General features: G+C 68.8%; 13 protein-coding genes and 1 riboswitch. Of the genes, 7 read left to right on the top strand and 6 right to left on the bottom strand.

The window, feature by feature from the left end; all coding sequences use genetic code 11:
* Positions 1 to 52: 52 nt before the first annotated feature.
* The 3 genes from MHN80_RS17510 (at position 53) to MHN80_RS17500 (ending at position 5,133) form a co-directional block, all read left to right on the top strand.
* On the top strand, positions 53 to 2,401 hold the full coding sequence (locus MHN80_RS17510) for a helicase-associated domain-containing protein (RefSeq protein WP_239402797.1): 2,349 nt from the start codon (positions 53 to 55) through the stop codon (positions 2,399 to 2,401).
* Positions 2,402 to 2,457: 56 nt separating this feature from the next.
* Complete coding sequence (locus MHN80_RS17505; RefSeq protein WP_064571303.1) at positions 2,458 to 3,387, top strand: oxygenase MpaB family protein; 930 nt, start codon at positions 2,458 to 2,460, stop codon at positions 3,385 to 3,387.
* A gap of 75 nt (positions 3,388 to 3,462) precedes the next feature.
* Positions 3,463 to 5,133: a DNA repair helicase XPB gene (locus MHN80_RS17500; protein WP_338085706.1), complete on the top strand. Its 1,671-nt coding sequence runs from the start codon at positions 3,463 to 3,465 to the stop codon at positions 5,131 to 5,133.
* A 21-nt stretch (positions 5,134 to 5,154) separates the two neighbouring features.
* Here MHN80_RS17500 and MHN80_RS17495 read toward each other — a convergent pair whose 3' ends face one another.
* Both MHN80_RS17495 and MHN80_RS17490 read right to left on the bottom strand, forming a co-directional pair.
* Positions 5,155 to 6,849, bottom strand: coding sequence for a protein kinase (locus tag MHN80_RS17495; protein ID WP_239402796.1), 1,695 nt, complete (start codon positions 6,847 to 6,849; stop codon positions 5,155 to 5,157).
* A gap of 16 nt (positions 6,850 to 6,865) precedes the next feature.
* Positions 6,866 to 7,417 (bottom strand): pyridine nucleotide-disulfide oxidoreductase, encoded by a 552-nt coding sequence (locus tag MHN80_RS17490; RefSeq protein ID WP_239402795.1) that lies wholly within the window; start codon positions 7,415 to 7,417, stop codon positions 6,866 to 6,868.
* 93 nt (positions 7,418 to 7,510) lie between these two features.
* On the opposite strand from MHN80_RS17490, the gene MHN80_RS17485 reads away from it, so the two are divergent.
* Positions 7,511 to 8,677, top strand: coding sequence for a pyridoxal phosphate-dependent aminotransferase (locus MHN80_RS17485; RefSeq protein ID WP_239402794.1), 1,167 nt, complete (start codon positions 7,511 to 7,513; stop codon positions 8,675 to 8,677).
* A 95-nt stretch (positions 8,678 to 8,772) separates the two neighbouring features.
* On the opposite strand, the gene MHN80_RS17480 is transcribed toward MHN80_RS17485, so the two are convergent.
* Genes MHN80_RS17480 through MHN80_RS17465 form a run of 4 tightly spaced genes read right to left on the bottom strand, consistent with a single transcriptional unit; the run spans position 8,773 to position 14,588 of the window.
* Positions 8,773 to 9,756, bottom strand: a complete 984-nt coding sequence (locus MHN80_RS17480; RefSeq protein WP_239402793.1) for an LLM class F420-dependent oxidoreductase — start codon at positions 9,754 to 9,756, stop codon at positions 8,773 to 8,775.
* On the bottom strand, positions 9,717 to 11,996 hold the full coding sequence (locus MHN80_RS17475) for an ATP-binding cassette domain-containing protein (RefSeq protein ID WP_239402792.1): 2,280 nt from the start codon (positions 11,994 to 11,996) through the stop codon (positions 9,717 to 9,719). The genes MHN80_RS17480 and MHN80_RS17475 overlap by 40 nt, the downstream gene beginning before the upstream one ends.
* Positions 11,993 to 12,967, bottom strand: coding sequence for an ABC transporter permease (locus MHN80_RS17470; RefSeq protein WP_239402791.1), 975 nt, complete (start codon positions 12,965 to 12,967; stop codon positions 11,993 to 11,995). The genes MHN80_RS17475 and MHN80_RS17470 overlap by 4 nt, the downstream gene beginning before the upstream one ends.
* A gap of 10 nt (positions 12,968 to 12,977) precedes the next feature.
* Positions 12,978 to 14,588 carry an ABC transporter substrate-binding protein gene (locus tag MHN80_RS17465; protein WP_239402790.1) on the bottom strand — a complete coding sequence of 537 codons (1,611 nt, stop codon included), beginning with the start codon at positions 14,586 to 14,588 and terminating at the stop codon, positions 12,978 to 12,980.
* 10 nt (positions 14,589 to 14,598) lie between these two features.
* Positions 14,599 to 14,735, bottom strand: a riboswitch (cobalamin riboswitch).
* A gap of 62 nt (positions 14,736 to 14,797) precedes the next feature.
* On the opposite strand from MHN80_RS17465, the gene MHN80_RS17460 reads away from it, so the two are divergent.
* The 3 genes from MHN80_RS17460 to MHN80_RS17450 are packed head-to-tail and all read left to right on the top strand — an operon-like array spanning position 14,798 to position 18,640.
* Complete coding sequence (locus MHN80_RS17460) at positions 14,798 to 15,379, top strand: TetR/AcrR family transcriptional regulator (protein ID WP_064572139.1); 582 nt, start codon at positions 14,798 to 14,800, stop codon at positions 15,377 to 15,379.
* On the top strand, positions 15,372 to 16,925 hold the full coding sequence (locus MHN80_RS17455; RefSeq protein WP_239402789.1) for an NAD(P)/FAD-dependent oxidoreductase: 1,554 nt from the start codon (positions 15,372 to 15,374) through the stop codon (positions 16,923 to 16,925). Before MHN80_RS17460 ends, MHN80_RS17455 begins: the two co-directional genes overlap by 8 nt.
* Positions 16,922 to 18,640, top strand: a complete 1,719-nt coding sequence (locus MHN80_RS17450) for a GMC family oxidoreductase N-terminal domain-containing protein (RefSeq protein WP_239402788.1) — start codon at positions 16,922 to 16,924, stop codon at positions 18,638 to 18,640. The genes MHN80_RS17455 and MHN80_RS17450 overlap by 4 nt, the downstream gene beginning before the upstream one ends.
* Positions 18,641 to 18,844: the final 204 nt, after the last annotated feature.

Genomic DNA, 18,844 nt, shown 5'->3' with positions numbered 1-18,844 from the left:
CCCGGTCCCTGCTGCCTGAGCCCCGTCGAAGGCCCCCGGTAAGCTCGATCGAATGAGTTCGGATGACCAGCACACCGGCCTGGCCGATGAGTTGGCCGCGCGTTCCGACGACGCACTGACCGAGCTCCTCCTCGAACGTCCCGACCTCGCGTCACCGACACCGTCGGGTACCCGAGTGCTCGCGCAGCGGGCGTTGTCGGCGGCGTCGCTGTCCCTGGCGGGCGAGGATCTCGACGTCCTCGCCGTCGCGGTGCTCGAGGTGGTCAGCGCGCGCCACAGCCGTAGTCCGGACAAGAAGAAGCGACCGTCGGTCACGACGGTGGTCAAGGCCTTGTCCGGACGGGCCTATGCCGACTCCGTACGTGCCCGGATCGATCTCCTCCGTCGACGCGCGGTGCTGTGGGGCGATGACTCCTCCCTGTGCGCCGGCGAGCACCTCGAATCCGCGATGCCATGGAAGGCGCGGCATCTCACCGGACCTCTCGTCGGCCGGTCCGGGGAGGAGATCGCGGCGATGATCGCCGGTCTCGACGAACGCCCTCTCGGTCTGCTGCAGACGCTGGCACGCGGACCGGCCTTGGGCCGCAGCCGCGATGCGGCACCCGACGCCGATCCGGAGTCCCCGGTCGCGCGCCTCATCTCGTCGGGCCTGCTCGCCCGCGTCGACAGTCAGACCGTCGAGCTCCCACCGATGGTCGGCGCCGTGCTTCGCGACGAACCACCTTGGCACACAGATGTTCTCACGCCACCACCGTTACACGAGTCCGGCGCCAAACCCCGTTTCGGGGCCAAGGCGGTCGACGCCGCCGCAGGGGGTGAGGCACTCGAACTCATCCGTCATCTCACCCAGCTGATCACGGTCCTCGGGGCGACCCCGGCGGCGGTGCTCCGCTCGGGCGCGCTCGGCGTGCGCGAACTGCGGCGCCTGGCGAAGCTGACCGGCCTCGAGACGCAACGGGTCGCGTTCCTGATCGAGCTCGCCGCCTACCTCCGGCTCATCGACGCCGGCTTCCCGGAACCCGCGCCGCCCAACGATTCCGGCGAGCAGTCCTTCGCACCCACCTCCACCGCCGACACCTGGCTGCACCAACCGCGGGAACGTCAGTGGCTCGCGCTGGCAGATGCCTGGCTGCACATGCCGCGCCGGGCCTGGCAGGTCGGCGAACCCGACCGGGACGGCAACGCGTTGGCCACCCTGGCCGCCGACCTGCACGATGCGTACGCGCCCGTGCAACGTCAGCTCATCCTGTCCACGCTCGCCGACGCCGGCACCGCGGTCGGGGTACCCGCCGACACGGTCCTCGCGAACCTGCACTGGCACCGTCCCCGCCAGATCCGACGTTTCAGTCGCCGCGTCGTCGCCGAAACACTCCGTGAGGCACGGGAGTTGGGTCTCGTCGCGCACGACGCCCTGACCACCGTCGGCCGCGCGTACACCGTCGAGGAATCACCGGACACCGACCCCGCCGATGTCGACGCGGCGGTGCTCGCCGCGATGCGCAAGGCGTTGCCCGAACCGGTGGATCACTTCTTGACGCAGGCCGATCTGACGCTGACCGTCCCCGGCCCGATGACCTCGGAGCTCGCGGAACAGGTCGAACTCGTCGCCGATCTGGAGTCGGGCGGCGCGGCCTCGGTGTATCGGGTCTCGCCGGAGAGCGTGCGCCGGGCATTGGACGCGGGCCGCAGCAGCAACGAGCTGTTGTCGATGTTCACGACGCATTCGAGAACCCCGGTGCCGCAATCCCTCACGTATCTCATCGAGGACGTGGCCCGCAGACACGGCCAGTTGCGGGTGGGCGTGGCGTCGGCGTTCATCCGATGTGAGGACCCGACGGTGCTGGCCGCCGTGCTGCGCAGCGCGGCTGCCGAGCCACTCGCGTTGCGCGCGTTGGCGCCGACGGTCGCTGTGTCGCCATCAGAGGTGCGCGACGTCATCGACCAGTTGCGAGCGGCGGGATTCGCTCCGGCGGGTGAGGATTCGTCGGGCGCCCTGGTCGATCTGCGCGAGCGGGGCAGTCGGGTCACGGTGTCGCGGGCGCGGCGACAGAGCCAGCCGCGCCGAAATGCGCCGTCCGAGGACCAACTACGGTCGGTGGTCACCCGGATCCGCTCGACCGACCGGGCGGCGGCCGCCACCCCGGTTCGCGGTGCGGCCACGACGACCCCGGTCCGGGCCACCGGCGGGGGCGAATCCGCGACCGCGCTCATCCAGCTCGCCCTGCGTGCCAACCGCAGGCTGCGTGTGGGGTATGTCGACGCCCAGGGCTCGGCGAGCCGGCACGTGGTGACGCCGAAGATCCTCGGCGCGGGTCAACTCGTGGCCGTCGAGGAGGGCCGCGACGACGAGCAGCGCTTCTCGCTCCATCGACTCACCAGCGTGGAACTGCTCGACGCCTGAGCCCTGGAGACAGAGACATCGGAGTGATTTCCGTCTCATCCTTGGTACCCTCGGGTATGACCGCGGCTCGCGAGATCCCCGCAGGAGAACCCCCCGGTGGCGTCGCTGACACCTATCAGCACGACCTCGTCACCCGGATGAAACCCTCGCGCAAGCGCCCCCGGGTGACACGACCGGCCGACCTCGTCACCGCCATCGGGCCTTCCCTCGCCGGCGCGAACGTGATCATGCAGCTCGCCAACCCGAAGGTCGGTTACGGCGTACACGAGAGCCGCGTGCCGTCGGGCAACGCGATCAAGCGGCCCATCAAACGAGGCCGCACGACGGGGACGTTCCTCGCCGTCGCACTCATGGGCACCGACGCCGACAAGGCCTACATCCACGACGCCGTCGGCCACATCCACGACCAGGTGTACTCGACCGCGACGAGTCCCGTCCGCTACAGCGCCAACGACTCACGCCTACAGCTGTGGGTCGCGGTGTGCCTGCTCAAGTACTTCATCGACCAGTACGAACTGCTCTACGGCCCCCTGAGCGCCGAGGAGAAGCAGATGGTGCTCACCGAGTCGCATCCGTTGGGCACCGCGCTCAACGTGCCGCGGGACAGATGGCCGAAGACCTACGACGATCTGCTCGTCTACTGGAACACCGAGCTGACCGCGCTGCGCATCGACGACCCGGTCCGTGAGGAACTCCGCAGCCTCGCCGACCTGTCGTTCCTGGAGTACCGGGTCGGGGCGCTGGGAACCCTCGCGCACATCACGATCGGCCCCTCACTCGCCTACGCGATCAAAGCCGGGCTACCGCCGGAGTTCCGCGAGATGATGCGGTGGCGGTGGTCCGATCGCGACGAGCGCCGGTACCAGCGGGCGCTCGCCGGCTTCCGACTCGTGGACCCTCTGGTGGCACCCGTGCTGCGCGGGATCTTCCGGCTCAACCTGGTGGATCTGCGGGTCCGACGCAAGCTCGGCATCCCCGTCTTCTGAGGCCGACGGGGTCTCACGCGTTCCAGAGCAGGCCCGACGCTGACAATCGTCGGTGCTTTCTGGACAATGGAGCGGGTGACCGATGGACCCCTGATCGTGCAATCCGACAAGACACTGCTGCTCGAGGTGGATCACCCCGACGCCGCGGCGGCGCGCGCGGCGATCGCACCCTTCGCCGAACTCGAACGTGCCCCCGAGCACGTCCACACCTACCGCGTCACCCCGCTCGCGTTGTGGAACGCCCGAGCCGCAGGTCACGATGCCGAACAGGTCGTCGACGCGCTCGTGACGTACTCGCGCTACGCGGTGCCCCAGCCGCTGCTGATGGACGTCGTGGACACGATGGGACGGTTCGGCCGACTGCAGCTGGTGAAGCATCCGGCACACGGCCTCACCCTCGTCAGCCTCGACCAGGCCGTCCTCATCGAGGTGATGCGCAACAAGAAGGTCGCGCCGATGCTGGGCGCCCGCATCGACGACGACACTGTCATCGTGCATCCGTCCGAGCGCGGCCGACTCAAGCAGGTTCTGTTGAAGGTCGGCTGGCCGGCCGAGGACCTCGCCGGGTACGTCGACGGTGAGGCGCACGCCATAGAGCTCGCCCAGGACGACTGGCAGCTGCGCGACTATCAGGAGATGGCGGCCGACTCGTTCTGGGCCGGCGGCTCGGGCGTGGTGGTCCTCCCCTGCGGTGCGGGCAAGACGATGGTCGGCGCGGCGGCGATGGCCAAGGCGGGCGCGACGACGCTGATCCTGGTGACCAACACGGTCGCCGGTCGTCAGTGGAAACGCGAACTCATCGCGCGGACGACGCTCACCGAGGAAGAGATCGGCGAGTACTCGGGTGAGCGCAAGGAGATCCGACCGGTCACGATCGCGACCTACCAGGTGATGACGCGGAAGTCGAAGGGCGAGTACCGCAATCTCGACCTGTTCGATTCGCGCGACTGGGGTCTGATCATCTACGACGAGGTCCACCTGCTCCCCGCCCCCGTCTTCCGGATGACGGCCGACCTGCAGTCGCGTCGTCGACTCGGCCTCACCGCGACCCTGGTCCGCGAGGACGGCCGCGAGGGGGACGTCTTCAGCCTCATCGGCCCCAAGCGGTACGACGCGCCCTGGAAGGACATCGAGGCCCAGGGGTGGATCGCCCCGGCCGACTGCGTCGAGGTCCGGGTGACCCTGACCGACGAGGAACGTCTGCAGTACGCGGTCGCCGAGCCGGAGGAGAAGTACAAGCTCTGCTCGACGGCGCACACCAAGGTCAACGTGGTCAAGGCGATCCTCGACAAGCATCGCGGTCAGCAGACCCTGATCATCGGCGCCTACATCGATCAGCTCGAGGAACTCGGTCGCGAACTCGACTCCCCGGTGATCCAGGGCTCGACGAAGAACAAGGAGCGCGAGGTGCTGTTCGACCGGTTCCGTTCCGGCGAGCTGCAGACCCTCGTGGTGTCGAAGGTGGCGAACTTCTCCATCGACCTCCCCGAGGCCTCGGTCGCGGTTCAGGTGTCGGGGACGTTCGGTTCCCGCCAGGAGGAGGCGCAGCGCCTCGGCCGGCTGCTGCGCCCGAAACGTGATGGCGGGCAAGCACACTTCTACTCGGTGGTGTCCCGCGACACCCTCGACGCCGACTACGCGGCGCACCGCCAGCGGTTCCTGGCCGAGCAGGGTTACGCCTACCGCATCACCGACGCCGACGACCTCCTCGGCCCGACGATCGGTGACTCCACCTCCGCGGACTGAGCCCCTCCGCTCCCTGCGGCCTCAGGTCTCGATGAGGCAGTACCCGATCGACTCCGGTTCGAAGAAGACCCACTTGGTCTCGTCGCCGGAGCAGGTCACGGTTGCGTCCGACCGCGTGGTGACACGCGCGAGGACCGTCTGCGCCGTCGCCGAGCTCGCGCACGGGGCCTCCCGGTAGTCGGCGAGCGAGCCACCCGAGAGCGGGACCAGGTAGCAGAGGTCCTCGTAGAAATTCGGTGTGAGACAGAGCTTGTCCGTGCTGTCCGGGAACGTGAGCGTCGAATTCTGTGGGCTCGCGCACGACGTGGACGCGGCGATCTTCGACGCGGCGTAGAAATTGAGACCGGCGGAGTCGCAGTCGACCTTGGAGGCATTCACACTCGTCGACGACCCGGAATCGGTGGCGATGCCGACGCATTCGCCGACCTGGACGTCCCCCGGTCCGTTCACGGCCGGCGTCGAGGAGTCGGTGGTGCGAGGAGCGGAGGTGCCGGCGGCGGAGGTCGTGGTCTCCGGCCCGGCGACCGGGGTCGAGCGCGACGTCGAGGTGCCGCCCGCGGTCGGTGCACTCGACACCTGTGTCGCGACGTACACGACCCCGGCGGCGATCGCGAGGACGAGGATCACCGCGAGCGAGCCGAGGGCGATCAGCAGGCCGGACCGCTTCTTCGGCGGTGGCGGCGCGTACCCGCCCTGCGAGGGGTAGCCGCCCTGCGAGGCGAACCCACCGGGATAGGTCCCCGGTTGCGACTGATACGGCGAATGCTGCTGCGGCCCTTGCGGATAGGAAACCGGACCCACCGGGGCGGGCGGGGTCACCGAAACCGGCGGCGCGGGAGTCGGCGCACGCACCGTCGGCTCCTTCGACAGCGGTGGTGCCGCGAGCGCGCGTTCGAGCTCGGCGGCGAACTCGCGGCAGGATCCGTACCTGCGGTCGGGCTCCTTCGCGAGGGCGCGGCCGAACACCGGGTCGACGCTGCCGGAGATGCCCGGTCGCAGCGTCGACGGGCGCGGCGGCATCGACTGCAGGTGGCCGGCGATGATCGACGCGGTGCCGGCGCCCTGGAACGGCGGCCGGCCGGTGAGGAGTTCGAAGACGGTGGCCGCAAGCGCGTATTGGTCCGCACGCGCGTCCACCGGATCGCCGAGCAGCTGCTCGGGGGCGGCGTAGGCGACCGTGCCGAGGAAGACATTCGTCGACGTGAGATGGCTGACGTCCTGCTCGGACTTGGCGATCCCGAAGTCCGCGAGCAGGACTCGCGGCTCCGGGCCGCCCACGCCCTGCAGCAGGATGTTGGCCGGTTTGACGTCGCGATGCAGGAGTCCCGTCGCGTGCGCACGGTCAAGCGCGGCACCGACGGCGCGCACGATGGCGATCACGGTCGGGGTGTCGAGACCCTGTGGGGTCTGGCGGAGCAGTCGCAGCGCGTCGATGCCGTCGATGTACTCCATCGCGATCCACAGGTGGCCGTCGTACTCGCCGGAGTTGAAGATCGTCACGATCGACGGGTGGACGACGCTCGAGGCGTGCTCGGCCTCTTTGACGAACCGCTGCCGGTACATCGGGTCGCGGCTGAGTTCGGCGGGCAGTACCTTCAGCGCCTCGTTCCGCGGCAGGTGCGGGTGTCTCGCGAGATAGATCTCGCCCATCCCACCGCGGCCGACGAGTCGGATGATGGTGTAGCCGGCGAAGTGCTCGCCTGGATTGCGCGGCATCGCCCCTCCTCGCGCGTCAGGCGTCTCCCACCGAGGTCATGCAGAACGCGCGTGGTTCGGGCACCTCGTACGTGGCCTTGAGCTGATCTTCGGTGCACTCCAGCGAGCCGTCACCGCTGGCGTCGACGCGGTAGATCGCCGATCCGGATTCCGCGGTGCCCGCGCAGTCGATCTTCGCGAAGTCGACCAGCGACCCGCCCGCCGACTGTGGGATCTGGTAGCACTGGCCGTCGGCGAAGTTCGGCATCAGGCACAGCTTGTCGGAGGTCTCCGGGAAGGTCAGGTAGTTCTCGAATTCGCCGCATTCGCCGGGGATCACCTGGGTGGCGACGAATGTCATTCCGTCACCGTCACAATCGGTCTTCGTCGCCTCCACGGTGGAGCTACCGTCGGCTTCGCGGACCTCCACGCACTCCCCGATCGCGACGTCCGAGGGCTCGGAGACGTTGTTCGTGACGCGCTCGACCGACGAACAGGCCGCCACGGCGAACAGTGCAGCGCACCCCGCGATCGCCGCCAGCACCCGAACCCGTCCGGCGGGCTTCTTCACCTCTGCTGGGTTTTTCATGCACGGATCGTACGCCCCGGCGGGGTCGTCGACCCCGTCATTCGGACGAGGTCCGGTGTCCGCACACAGTGGACCTGTGCCACTGTGGGATCCATGTCATTCGAGGACAGGACAACCTGCAGGCTCCGTCCATTCGCCACGACGATCTTCGCCGAGATGTCGGCGCTGGCGGTCGACCACGACGCCGTGAACCTCGGCCAGGGCTTCCCGGACACCGACGGGCCGGCGTCGATGCTCGACGCCGCGCGCCAGGCCATCACCGACGGACGCAATCAGTACCCGCCGGGTATCGGGGTGCCGGAGTTGCGGCGCGCGGTCGCGCGAACGCAGCACGACCTGTACGGGCTGGATTACGACCCGGATCGCGAGGTGCTGATCACGGTCGGCGCGACCGAGGCGATCGCGGGTGCGGTCGTCGGCCTGGTGGAACCGGGTGACGAGGTGATCATGATCGAGCCGTACTACGACGCCTATGCCGCCACCGTCGCGATGGCCGGCGGCGTGCGACGCGTCGTACCGCTGGTACCCGACGGCGACGGCTTCCGCCTGGACCGCGAACGGCTCGCCGCGGCCTTCGGGCCGAAGACATCGATGGTGCTGGTCAACAGCCCGCACAACCCGACGGGGACCGTCCTGTCGCCTGGCGACCTCGCCGAGATCGCCCGACTCTGCGTCGAACACGACGTCGTCGCCGTCACCGACGAGGTCTACGAACACCTCGTCTTCGACGGACGGACCCACACCCCGCTGGCGACGCTGCCGGGTATGCGGGAACGGACGTTGCGGATCTCCAGCGCTGCGAAGACCTTCAACTGCACCGGCTGGAAGGTCGGCTGGGTGAGTGGGCCGCCCGAACTGATCGCCGCGGCACGGACGGCGAAGCAGTACATGTCCTACGTGGGCTCCGGACCGTTCCAGCCCGCGGTCGCGCACGCCCTGGAACATGAGATGGGTTGGGTACGCGAGTCAGCTCTCGCACTACAGGCTAAACGCGACCTGATCTCGACCGCCCTGACCGACGCGGGCTTCGCCGTACACCGAAGCGAAGCAACATATTTCGTCTGCGCCGACCCACGGCCGCTCGGCGTCGACGACGGCATCGAGTTCTGCCGGTCGTTGCCGGAGCGCATCGGCGTCGCCGCGGTGCCGGTGAGCGTCTTCACCGACGACCGCGAACCCTGGCACCACCTGCTCCGGTTCGCCTTCGCCAAACGCGACGAGGTCATCGCCGAGGCCGCCGAACGACTTCGGCGGCTCTGATCTTTCGCTGATCGAGCGGGCCCCACCCCCGCTGGTTGAGCCGGCACCGAGCGAAGCGAGGCGCCGAGTCGAAACCACCAGGCGACCGAAGCCACTCAGCGCAGCGCCGGAACCACTCGCTCCTCGAACAACTCGAGGTCCTCGCGGTCGACGGCGATGTTCGGGAAGTAACAGATCCCGTATGCCAGACCGGCATCGGCGAGGCCGCGGAGGTTCTCCGCGACCTGTTCCGGGGTGCCGACGCCGGGCATACCGCGGAACGCGCCCATGCTGCCGGCAGCCGCGTCAGGCCCGACCGTCTTGCTGAGCCGGGCTTCGAGGTCGGCGAGCTTGCGTTCCACCTCGGCTTCGGTCTCGCCGAGCATGATGTTGTAGTTGGCCGAGCGGGTGATCGCCTCGAAGTCGCGTCCGAGGTCGGCGCAATGCTGTTGCAGCACTGCCGATTTGTGCACGAATCCGTCGGGTGTGCCGTCGAAGTTGGTGTAGTCCGCGTACTTCGCCGCGATCCGCAGCGTCTTCTTCTCCCCGCCGCCGGCGATCCACAGCGGCAGCCGTCCGGCCGTGGGCTGCGGGGCGCAGATGGCGTCGTCGACGGTGTAGTGCTTGCCGTCGAGCGTCGCGCGGCCCTGTTCCCAGGCCTGTTTCATGATCTGCACGCCCTCGTCGAGCCGCGCGAGGCGCTCGCCCGCCGACGGGAATCCGTATCCGTATGCGCGCCATTCGTGTTCGTACCAACCGCCGCCGATTCCCATCTGCACGCGGCCCCCGGAGATCAGGTCGGCGGTGGCGGCGACCTTGGCCAGGTACATCGGGTTGCGGTAACTCATCGCGGTGCACATCTGGCCGATCTCCACGCGGCTGGTGGTTGCGGCCAGTGCGGCCACCAGGGTCCAGGCCTCGTGGGTGGCCTCGTCCGTCGGCAGCGGCACGGTGTGGAAGTGGTCGTAGACCCAGACCGAGTCCCATCCGCCCGACTCGGCGCGGTCGGCGACCGAGGACATCACCCCCCACTGGTCCGCGGGGTCCACACCCACGAGATCTAGACGCCAGCCCTGCGGAATGAAGAGTCCGAATCGCATGCCGTCCAACTTACGCGGCCGTCGATCATCGTCCGGACCTGATCGGCCATCCGCCGCACGGTCTGCGCATCGTGGGAGATCAGCAGCATCGAGGTTCCCGTCGCCCGGAGTTCCTCGAGGATCCTCAGGACCGCATCCGCGGCCACCTCGTCCAGCGACGACGTGATCTCATCGCAGATCAGGACGTCCGGACCGCCGGCGAGTGCCCGTGCGATCGCCACGCGCTGGATCTGGCCGCCGGACAACTCGCCGGGGCGGCGATCGAGCATCTCCGGGCCGAGGTGGACCGCCGCCAGCAATGACGCGATCTCGCGGTCCGCGGCAACGCCGTCGAGTCCGCGCAACACCCGGAGTACCCGGCGCAGTTCCCGGCCGACCGTCCGCCGGGGGTCCAGGCTGCGTCGCGGATTCTGGTAGACCATGCTGATCGCGCGCCGCTGATCGATGCTGCGGTCACGGGCGGTCGACGCCAGGCGCGCGCCGTCGAGCAGCAGCTCACCGTCGGTCGGGGGATGCAAACCCGCCAGACACCGCGCGAGCGTCGACTTTCCGGCGCCCGAACGTCCGACGATCGCCAGACACTCGCCCCGCCCGATCTCGAACGAGACGTCGTGCAGCACGGTGGCGCGGCCATGGTCTGCCGTGATGCCGCGCACGACGACGCGTGGGCTCGCGTCGTCGACGAATCGGGCCGCGGGCGCCACCGCCGCCGGAACATGCGATGCAGGCAACTCGTCGGCCTGGCACTCGCCGGTGATCCGCCCGCCGTCGAGCATCACGACTCGATCGACGATACGCGAGATACGGTGCAGGTCATGGGTGATGACGATGACCGTGCGTCCACTGCGGAGACGGTCCAACACCCCGACCAGTTCGTCCGCCGTGGCCGCGTCCAGACCGCTCGTCGGCTCGTCGAGGACGAGCACGCCCGGGGAGCCGAGGAGGGCGATCGCGAGGAGAACCCGTTGTTGCTGGCCGCCGGACAGCTGCGCCGGATACCTGCGGAGGAACTCGCGGTCCGTCGGCAAGCCCAGTTCGGCGAGCAGGATATGGATGTCCCGGGCACGACGCGACCGGTGGGCGCGTCGGACTTCTCGGAGGGCCGAACCGATCCGCATGGACGGGTTGAGCGAGGTACCGGGGTCCTGCGGTACGTATCCGAGCCGTCGACCGCCGTCGGCGGGAGCCTGCACACGCACGGTCCCGGCGGTGACGAATCCGGGTGGCAGCGCGTCGACGAGAGCGAGTGCCGTCGTGGTCTTTCCGGCACCGGAGGGCCCGACGACGGCCAGGGTCTCGCCACGGCGGACCTCGAGGGCGTCGATCGCGACGAGCGGGGTGCCATCCGGTGCCGCCACCGTGAGCGCCGACACCGATATCGGGTTCCCGGCGGTGGCATCCGGACGGTCCAGCGGCCGCCGGACACGTTGTCGCGGACCACGAGGTGAGGGCTCGGGAGGTTCGGACAATCGGTCGACGAGCAGGTTCACCGCCACGACCAGCGCTGCGATGCATACGGCAGGCACGACGACCGGCCAGGGGGTCAACGCCATCCCGCCCTTGTTCTCGGTGACCATCAATGCCCAGTCCGGCTGTGGCTGAGTCACTCCGAGACCGAGGAAGCTGCCCGCGGTGACGAGCGCGATGGTTCCCGAGACCCGTATCCCGGCGTCGGCCAGCAACACCGGCCGCAGGTTCGGCAGTACCTGGGCCACCGCGATCCATCGCAGTGTCTCGCCGCGGGCGATCGCGGCTTCGACGAAACCCGCGTCCATGAGTTCGATCGTCGCCGTCCGCACGATCTTCGCCACCCATGGCACCGTCGCGACTCCGACGGTGAGGCACACCGCGACCGGGCCCTTCCCCATCGTCGTCGCGATGACCACGAGCAGGAGGAACCATGGCAGGACGGTGATAGCGTCGACCGGGCGCATCACCCAGCCGTCGAGCCGGCGTGACATTCCCGCGGTGACTCCGAGGAGAACGCCGACCACGTACGACACCGACAACGCGACCGCGGTCATCAACACCAGCCGGTGACCACCGTGCAGGACTCGCGACAGGACGTCGCGTCCGACGAAATCGGTTCCGAGCCAATGGTTCGACGACGGTGTCTCGAACGGTACCGAGGCGATCGCGGTCGGCGAGAACGGTGCGACGAACGGCCCGAGGACGATGACGATCACGAGGACGCCCAACACCGCGGCGGGGCCGACGAGCCGTCGACAGCGCGTGCTCATGACCGGCCGCGTCCGATGACACCCCGTGCGGCCGTCGACGAGCCGAGCGCCACGAGGTCGGCGAGGAGATACACGAGCAGCCCGTACGCGGCCAACAGCACCGCCACCGACTGCACGAAGATCAGATCGCGTCCGGAGATGGCCCGCAGGAGTTCGTGCGCCACACCCGGGTACGCGAACACGACCTCGATGACCGCGATACCGCCGACGAGCCCGACGACGGCTCCCGCCAGCGGTTGCACCGACGCGGAGATCGCGTTGGGCGCCGCATGACGCACGACGAGCCGGAATTCGCCGACCCCGTTCGCCCGCGCCGCCGAGATGTACGGCGCGCGCATCACTTCCGCCATCTGGGCGCGGACGAGTCGCACCGGATGCGGCGCCAGCCCGATGAGCAGGCACAGCACCGGTAGCACCAGCACCTCCGGACGGTCGAGCGCCGATGTGCCCGTCGGTACGAGCGACACCGCGGGCAGCACCCCCATCCCGATCGCCACCCAGGCAATCAGTACGACACCGACCACGAACGCGGGGACGGATTCCGCCGCGAGCGCCGCAGTACTGAGCAACCGGTCCCAGCGCGAACCCGGCCGTGCGCCGGCGGCGACGCCGATCGCCAGCGCCGCCGGGACCAGGACGACGACGGTGACGATCGCGAGGATCACCGAGTTCGCGAGTCGCCCGTCGAGGATCTCGGCGACCGGACGGCCCGAGAGTTGCGACACGCCGAGGTCCCCGGTGAGGAAACCGCGTGCCCAGTCGACGAACCGTACGACTGCCGGACGATCGAGACCCAGCTCCGCGCGCAGAGCGGCCACCTGAGCCGGATCCGGTTGGCCCGCGGCCCCTCTCGACAACCGGGTCGTGGCGGCATCACCCGGGAGCAGTTCGAAGAGCACGAAGATCGACACCGCAACGACAGCGAGCGCGGCCAACGCCCCGGCCAACCGGCCCGCGACATACCGCAACACGACGAGTCCCCTAGCGCTGCTGGAGCCAGGTGCCCGTGAAGGAGGCCCACTGCCCGGTGCCGGGCACCCCGTCGGTGATGCCCTGCACGGTGTTGCGGACGCCCGTCGGCTGCAGGGCGAAACTGTGGATGAGGTAACCGCTGTCGTTCCAGAGTTCGTCCTGCAGTTCCCGGTACAACTCACCACGGCGAGCCGGGTCCATCTCGGCGCGAGCCTGGGCGAAGGTGGCATCCCACGCAGGACGACGCCAGGCGGTCGCGTTGGCCGGGGCGTCCGAGGTGAGGGTCTGCCCGTAGAAGTAGTCCAGACTGTAGTTCCACCAACCGGACTGGGTGAGGGGCTTGGACCCGACGACCTGGGAGAAGTAGGTGTCGCCCGGCTCGACGGCGAGGTTCACGGTGATCCCGGCGGCCTTGGCCTGCTCGGCGAAGAGGGTCGCCGAGGCCAACTGGCCGGGACTGACGTCCGCGGTGTGCAGGGTGACGACGAGGTTCTCCTTGCCCGCCTCTCGGAGCAGGCGGCGAGCTCGTTCCGGGTCATACGCGCGTTGCGGCATGTCGGCGTAGAACGGTGCGCCCTTGCCGTACAGGTCGTTGCCGACCTCGGCGAACCCGTAATACACCTTGTCGACCATCGCCTGCCGGTCCACCGACAGCTTGAGGGCCTCGCGTACTCGCGGATCGTCGAACGGCGCGAGGTCGGTACGCATCGTGAACGAGCTCATCGTGCCCACCGGCGGCGTCACGAGGTAGACGTCGGACTGCGATCGCAGGATGTTGCCCTGCGCCGGCGAGAGTTCGTAGACGACGTCGGCCTCCTGCGAGCCGAATGCGTTGAATCTGGCGTCGGCTTCGGCGACCTGGAGGATCTCCAGCCCGTCGAGGTGCGGCCGCTGATCCCAATGGTTCTCGTTGCGGGTCAACACCGACCGGTCGCCCGGCGACCACGACTCCAGAACGAACGGGCCGGTCCCCACGGGAAGCGACGACGGCGTGAACTCCGACGTACCGTCCTTGATCACGTAGACGTACCAACCGGCCAGCACCGAACCGAAGTCGGCGACGGGTTCTCTCATCGACACCACGACGGCGTGATCGCCGTCGGGCCTGGTGCGGGACAGGTCGATGATGTCGAGGTCACCGGCCGACGGCTTCTCCTCGTCGAGCATGCGCTCGAGACTCCACATGACATCGCGAGACGTGAACGGCGAACCGTCACTGAACTCGACGCCCCGGCGCAGCGCCATCCGCCACTGCGAGCCGTCGGCGTTGGGCTCCAGGGACTCGGCGAGCCGATAGTCGAGGGTGAGGTCGTTGTTGTAGTCGACGAGGTGATCCCACACCGCCTTGGACAGTGCGCCACCCGCCGAGTGGCCGACGACGTGCGGGTCGAGGACATCGGCGGTCGCCGAGGTGCCCGCGAAGACGACGCGCAACGTGCCGCCGGGGACCGGGGTACCGCCGCTCGGCGCGCCTGCCGGGCTCGGCCGGTCGGCACAACCGGAGAGCAGGCCCACCGCGCCGAGACCGGCGAGGCCGGCGATCCCACCGGCTCCGCGTAGCAGCCGGCGCCGGGTGAATTCGGGAGCTGCGTGCGCAGCTGTCGATCTTGAATTTTTCATGTCCATCCTCGTGGGTCGCGAAGACGCAAGCGATCTGGCTTCCCGATCGAGGTCGGGTCACAGTTGCGGGACAGCCCCGGATTCGCACCGGGTTCCCTTGCGTCCCGGTCATCGTACGGAGTGGACAATCACGACATCGCATGCGGCGTGCGGTGGATGATCCCCGGAACTTACAAGCAGTCCGGACTGTTTGTGCTATCGTCGTCGATGTGACCGAGCCCACCCGAGCCCCGCGCCGACGCACGCAGGCCGAACGCACCGCGACCACGCGTGCGCTCATCCTCGACGCGACCGTCGACGCCCTGGTCGACGTCGGCTACGCCGCCACCACGACGCAGGAGGTCAACCGCCGGGCAGGTATCTCCCGCGGCGCTCTACTGCATCACTTCCCCACCCGGGAATCACTGGTGGTCGCCGCGGTCGGACACCTGGTCGAGCGTCGGCTGGCGGAGATCCTGTCGCGGCCCCGGACGGGTGACGAGGGACTCGAGATACTCATCGAGGCGTTCAGCGGCCCGCTGTTCGACGCCGCTCTCGAGCTGTGGGTCGCCGCCCGCTGCGACGTCGGATTGCGAACCGCGATCATCCCGCTCGAACAGCAGGTGTCCGACGCACTCGCCGTCGGTTGTGCCGAGTTGTTCGGCGACCGGTACACCGCCGCGGAGCTCGAACTCTCCATCGAACTCGCACGCGGACTGGCGGTGTCGCGCATCCTGCGCTCACCCGACGCCGACCGCGCGCTGCTCGACCACCTCCTGCCCGTATGGAAGGAACTCCTGACCCATGACTGAACCCAGTCCGACTCTCCCGCAGCAGAACACGCTGCCCCGGCGCGTGGACGTCCTCGTCGTCGGCGTCGGGTTCGGCGGTCTCGCCGCCCTGCATCGTCTTCGCACGGATCATCCGCAGCTGCAGACGCTGGCCATCGAACGTGGCGACGGCGCGGGTGGGGTCTGGCGCGAGAACGACTACCCGGGCGCGGCCTGCGACGTCCCGACGTCGCTGTACTCCCTGTCCTTCGCCCCCAACCCGGACTGGTCCAACACCTACGGTCGCCGCCACGAGATCCACCAGTATCTGCGTTCGGTCGCAGCCGATTTCGCCGACCAGATCCGTTACAACTGCGCACTCACCTCGGCTCACTGGGACGGCGCGGCGCAGGAATGGGTCGTGGTCACGACGGATGGCGAGATCCGCTGCCGCTACCTGGTCGCCGCGCCTGGTGCGCTGTCCGAGCCGGGTCTGCCACCGGTCGCCGGAGCCGATGAGTTCACCGGCACCGTGTTCCACTCCGCTCAGTGGGACCACTCCCACGACCTCCGCGGACGTCGCGTCGCGATCGTCGGCACCGGCGCGTCGGCGATCCAGATCGTGCCCGAGATCGTCGACGAGGTCGGACATCTCACGGTCTTCCAGCGCACTCCCGCTTGGGTCGTGCCGCGTCTGGACCGCACCATCGGCTCCCTCGAACGCGCACTCTATCGCCGCGTCCCCGGTGTCCACCGGCTCGTCCGGCGGATGGTGTGGACCTATCGCGAGGCCTACGTCCTGATGATGGCCCGCAACCCCAAACTGCTCCCGATCGCCAAGACCATCGCGCTGGCGCAGCTGCGGATCCAGGTCCGTGACCGCGACCTGCGCCGTCGGCTCACCCCCGACTACACCATCGGCTGCAAACGGATGCTGTTGACCAACAAATGGTTCCCCGCATTGCAGCGCGACAATGCCACCGTGACCGGCGCGATCACCCGCCTCACCGCGCGCGGCGCCGTCGACGACCAGGGCCGCGAACACGAGGTCGACACGGTCGTGTTCGCCACCGGGTTCACCCCCACCGAACCGCCCATCGCGTCGGCGATCACCGGACGCGACGGACGCACCCTGGCCCAGGCGTGGGCGGGTTCGCCGCGCGCCTACCGCGGGGTCGAGATCCACGGCTTCCCCAACCTGTTCTTCCTGTACGGCCCCAACACCAATCTGGGTCACAGCTCGATCGTGCTGATGCTGGAGCCGCAGGCGTACTACATGAGCAAGGCGCTCTCCGAGCTGTCGCGGAGTGGCCGGTCGACCTTCGAGGTCACCGACACCGCCCAGGACCGGTACAACGCCGACCTCGATCCCGAACTCGAACGCACCGTGTGGAATTCGGGCGGATGCTCGAGCTGGTATCTCGACTCCACCGGACGCAACTCGGTGATGTGGCCGAAGTTCACGAGCGACTTCCGCCGGATGATGTCGTCGTTCGACCCGGCCGATCACCGATTCGACGCCGCGATCCCACCCGCGGCCGCCACCGACGCAACCGAACCCGACACCGAGAGGACCGTCGCACCGTGAGTTCGACCCCAGACCATTACGACGCCATCGTCATCGGCTCCGGTTTCGGCGGTTCGGTTGCGGCCCTGCGTCTCACCGAAAAGGGCTACCGGGTCGCGGTTGTCGAGTCCGGACGGCGTTTCTCCGACGGCGACCTGCCCAAGACGAGCTGGCGCCTCAAGGACTACGTCTGGGCGCCCGCGCTGGGACTGTTCGGCGTACAGCGCATGCACCTGCTGCGCGACGTGCTCGTGATGGCCGGTGCCGGCGTCGGAGGCGGATCGCTGAACTACGCGAACACCCTGTACCGGCCGCTGCCCGCCTTCTTCGACGACCCGCACTGGGGGTCGATCACCGACTGGGCGTCCGAGCTCGACCCGTACTACGATCAGGCGTCGCGAATGCTCGGTGTGACCACGTACCCGAAGGTGACGCCGGCCGACCGCGTGATCCGCAAGGTCGCCGAGGAGATGGGGGTCGGCGACACCTTTGTCCACACCCCCGTCGGCGTGTTCTTCGGGGAGGCCGGCAAGACCGTCGAGGACCCCTTCTTCGGCGGCGCCGGTCCGGCACGCACCGGTTGCACCGACTGCGGCGCATGTATGACGGGATGCCCGGTGGGGGCGAAGAACACGCTCGTCAAGAACTATCTGTACCTGGCCGAGCAGGCCGGCGCGGACATCATCCCGATGACGACCGTCGACACCGTCCGTCCCCGTTCGGGCGACGGATACGTCGTGGAGGCGCACCGGTCGGGCCGCCGCTGGTCGCGCCGCGGGCGCCGCACGTTCACCGCCGATCACGTGGTGTTCGCCGCCGGCACGTACGGCACCAACAAGCTCCTGCTGGACATGCAGCAGGGCGGACACCTGCCCGGGCTGTCGTCGCGCCTGGGCAAGGTGGTCCGCACCAACTCCGAGGCGGTACTGGCCGCCACAGCGCGCGACCTCGAGACCGACTACACCGAGGGTGTGGCGATCACGTCGTCGTTCCATCCCAACGAGCACACGCACATCGAGCCGGTGCGATACGGCAAGGGCAGCAACCTGATCGGATTGTTGCAGGCGATTCTCGTCGACGGTGGTGGTCCGCTGCCGCGGCTGCTGCAGGCACTGATCGAGATGGTCCGCCACCCGGTGATCACGATGCGCGGCCTCTCCGTACGGCGCTGGTCGGAGCGCACCATCATCGCGCTCGTCATGCAGACTGCCGACAACTCACTCGAACTGTTCTCCCGGCGAGGCCGTTTCGGCCCGATGCTGCGAAGCAGGCAGGGCGACGGCGATCCACCACCCACGTGGATCCCGGAGGGACACGACGCGGTCCGGGCTGTCGCACGCGAGATCGACGGCGACGCAGGCGGTTCCATCGTCGACCTGTTCAACATCCCGATGACCGCTCACTTCCTGGGCGGTTGCGCGATCGGACGGTCGGCACTGGACGGCGTGGTGGACCCCTACCACCGGGTGTTCGATCACCCGGGCCTGCACATCGTCGACGGCGCGACCGTCTCGGCCAACCTCGGCGTCAATCCCTCGCTCACGATCACCGCACAGGCGGAGCGCGCGCTCGCCATGTGGCCCAACGCCGGGGAGGCCGACCCGCGCCCCGAGCTCGGAGCGTCGTACCGTCCCGTCGAGCCGGTGGAACCCCACCGTCCGACCGTCCCCGCACACGCCCCCGGCGCGCTGCGTCTGCCGATCACGCCGGTGTCCGACGCCACCCGCGCCGGTTGACCCGGAAGCCCCCCACTGCTGGTTGAGCCGGCCCCGAGCGAAGCGAGGCGCCGAGTCGAAACCACCTGGCGACAACCCCCGCTGGTTTCAGTGTCACTGTTGTTTAGCCACTTCGGTGGTGGTTGGGTTCTGAGCACCAGGCATCTGGCTCTCCCGCTGGTTACCGCCCTGGCTGTATCGGGCTGGTGTTGGCTCATTGTGCCG

Origin of the sequence: Gordonia sp. McavH-238-E (assembly GCF_022348225.1) — a bacterium.
In the GTDB taxonomy this organism is placed as follows: domain Bacteria; phylum Actinomycetota; class Actinomycetes; order Mycobacteriales; family Mycobacteriaceae; genus Gordonia; species Gordonia terrae.
Note: the sequence above shows the minus strand (reverse complement) of the source record. Positions and strands in the feature narration are given on the sequence as shown.

Excerpts from the sequence above, each read along its gene's own strand:
- MHN80_RS17510 (WP_239402797.1), top strand. The coding sequence starts at position 53 with ATGAGTTCGGATGACCAGCACACCGGCCTGGCCGATGAGTTGGCCGCG.
- MHN80_RS17505 (WP_064571303.1), top strand. The coding sequence starts at position 2,458 with ATGACCGCGGCTCGCGAGATCCCCGCAGGAGAACCCCCCGGTGGCGTC.
- MHN80_RS17495 (WP_239402796.1), bottom strand. The coding sequence starts at position 6,849 with ATGCCGCGCAATCCAGGCGAGCACTTCGCCGGCTACACCATCATCCGA.
- MHN80_RS17490 (WP_239402795.1), bottom strand. The coding sequence starts at position 7,417 with ATGAAAAACCCAGCAGAGGTGAAGAAGCCCGCCGGACGGGTTCGGGTG.
- MHN80_RS17485 (WP_239402794.1), top strand. The coding sequence starts at position 7,511 with ATGTCATTCGAGGACAGGACAACCTGCAGGCTCCGTCCATTCGCCACG.
- MHN80_RS17480 (WP_239402793.1), bottom strand. The coding sequence starts at position 9,756 with ATGCGATTCGGACTCTTCATTCCGCAGGGCTGGCGTCTAGATCTCGTG.
- MHN80_RS17475 (WP_239402792.1), bottom strand. The coding sequence starts at position 11,996 with ATGAGCACGCGCTGTCGACGGCTCGTCGGCCCCGCCGCGGTGTTGGGC.
- MHN80_RS17465 (WP_239402790.1), bottom strand. The coding sequence starts at position 14,588 with ATGAAAAATTCAAGATCGACAGCTGCGCACGCAGCTCCCGAATTCACC.
- MHN80_RS17455 (WP_239402789.1), top strand. The coding sequence starts at position 15,372 with ATGACTGAACCCAGTCCGACTCTCCCGCAGCAGAACACGCTGCCCCGG.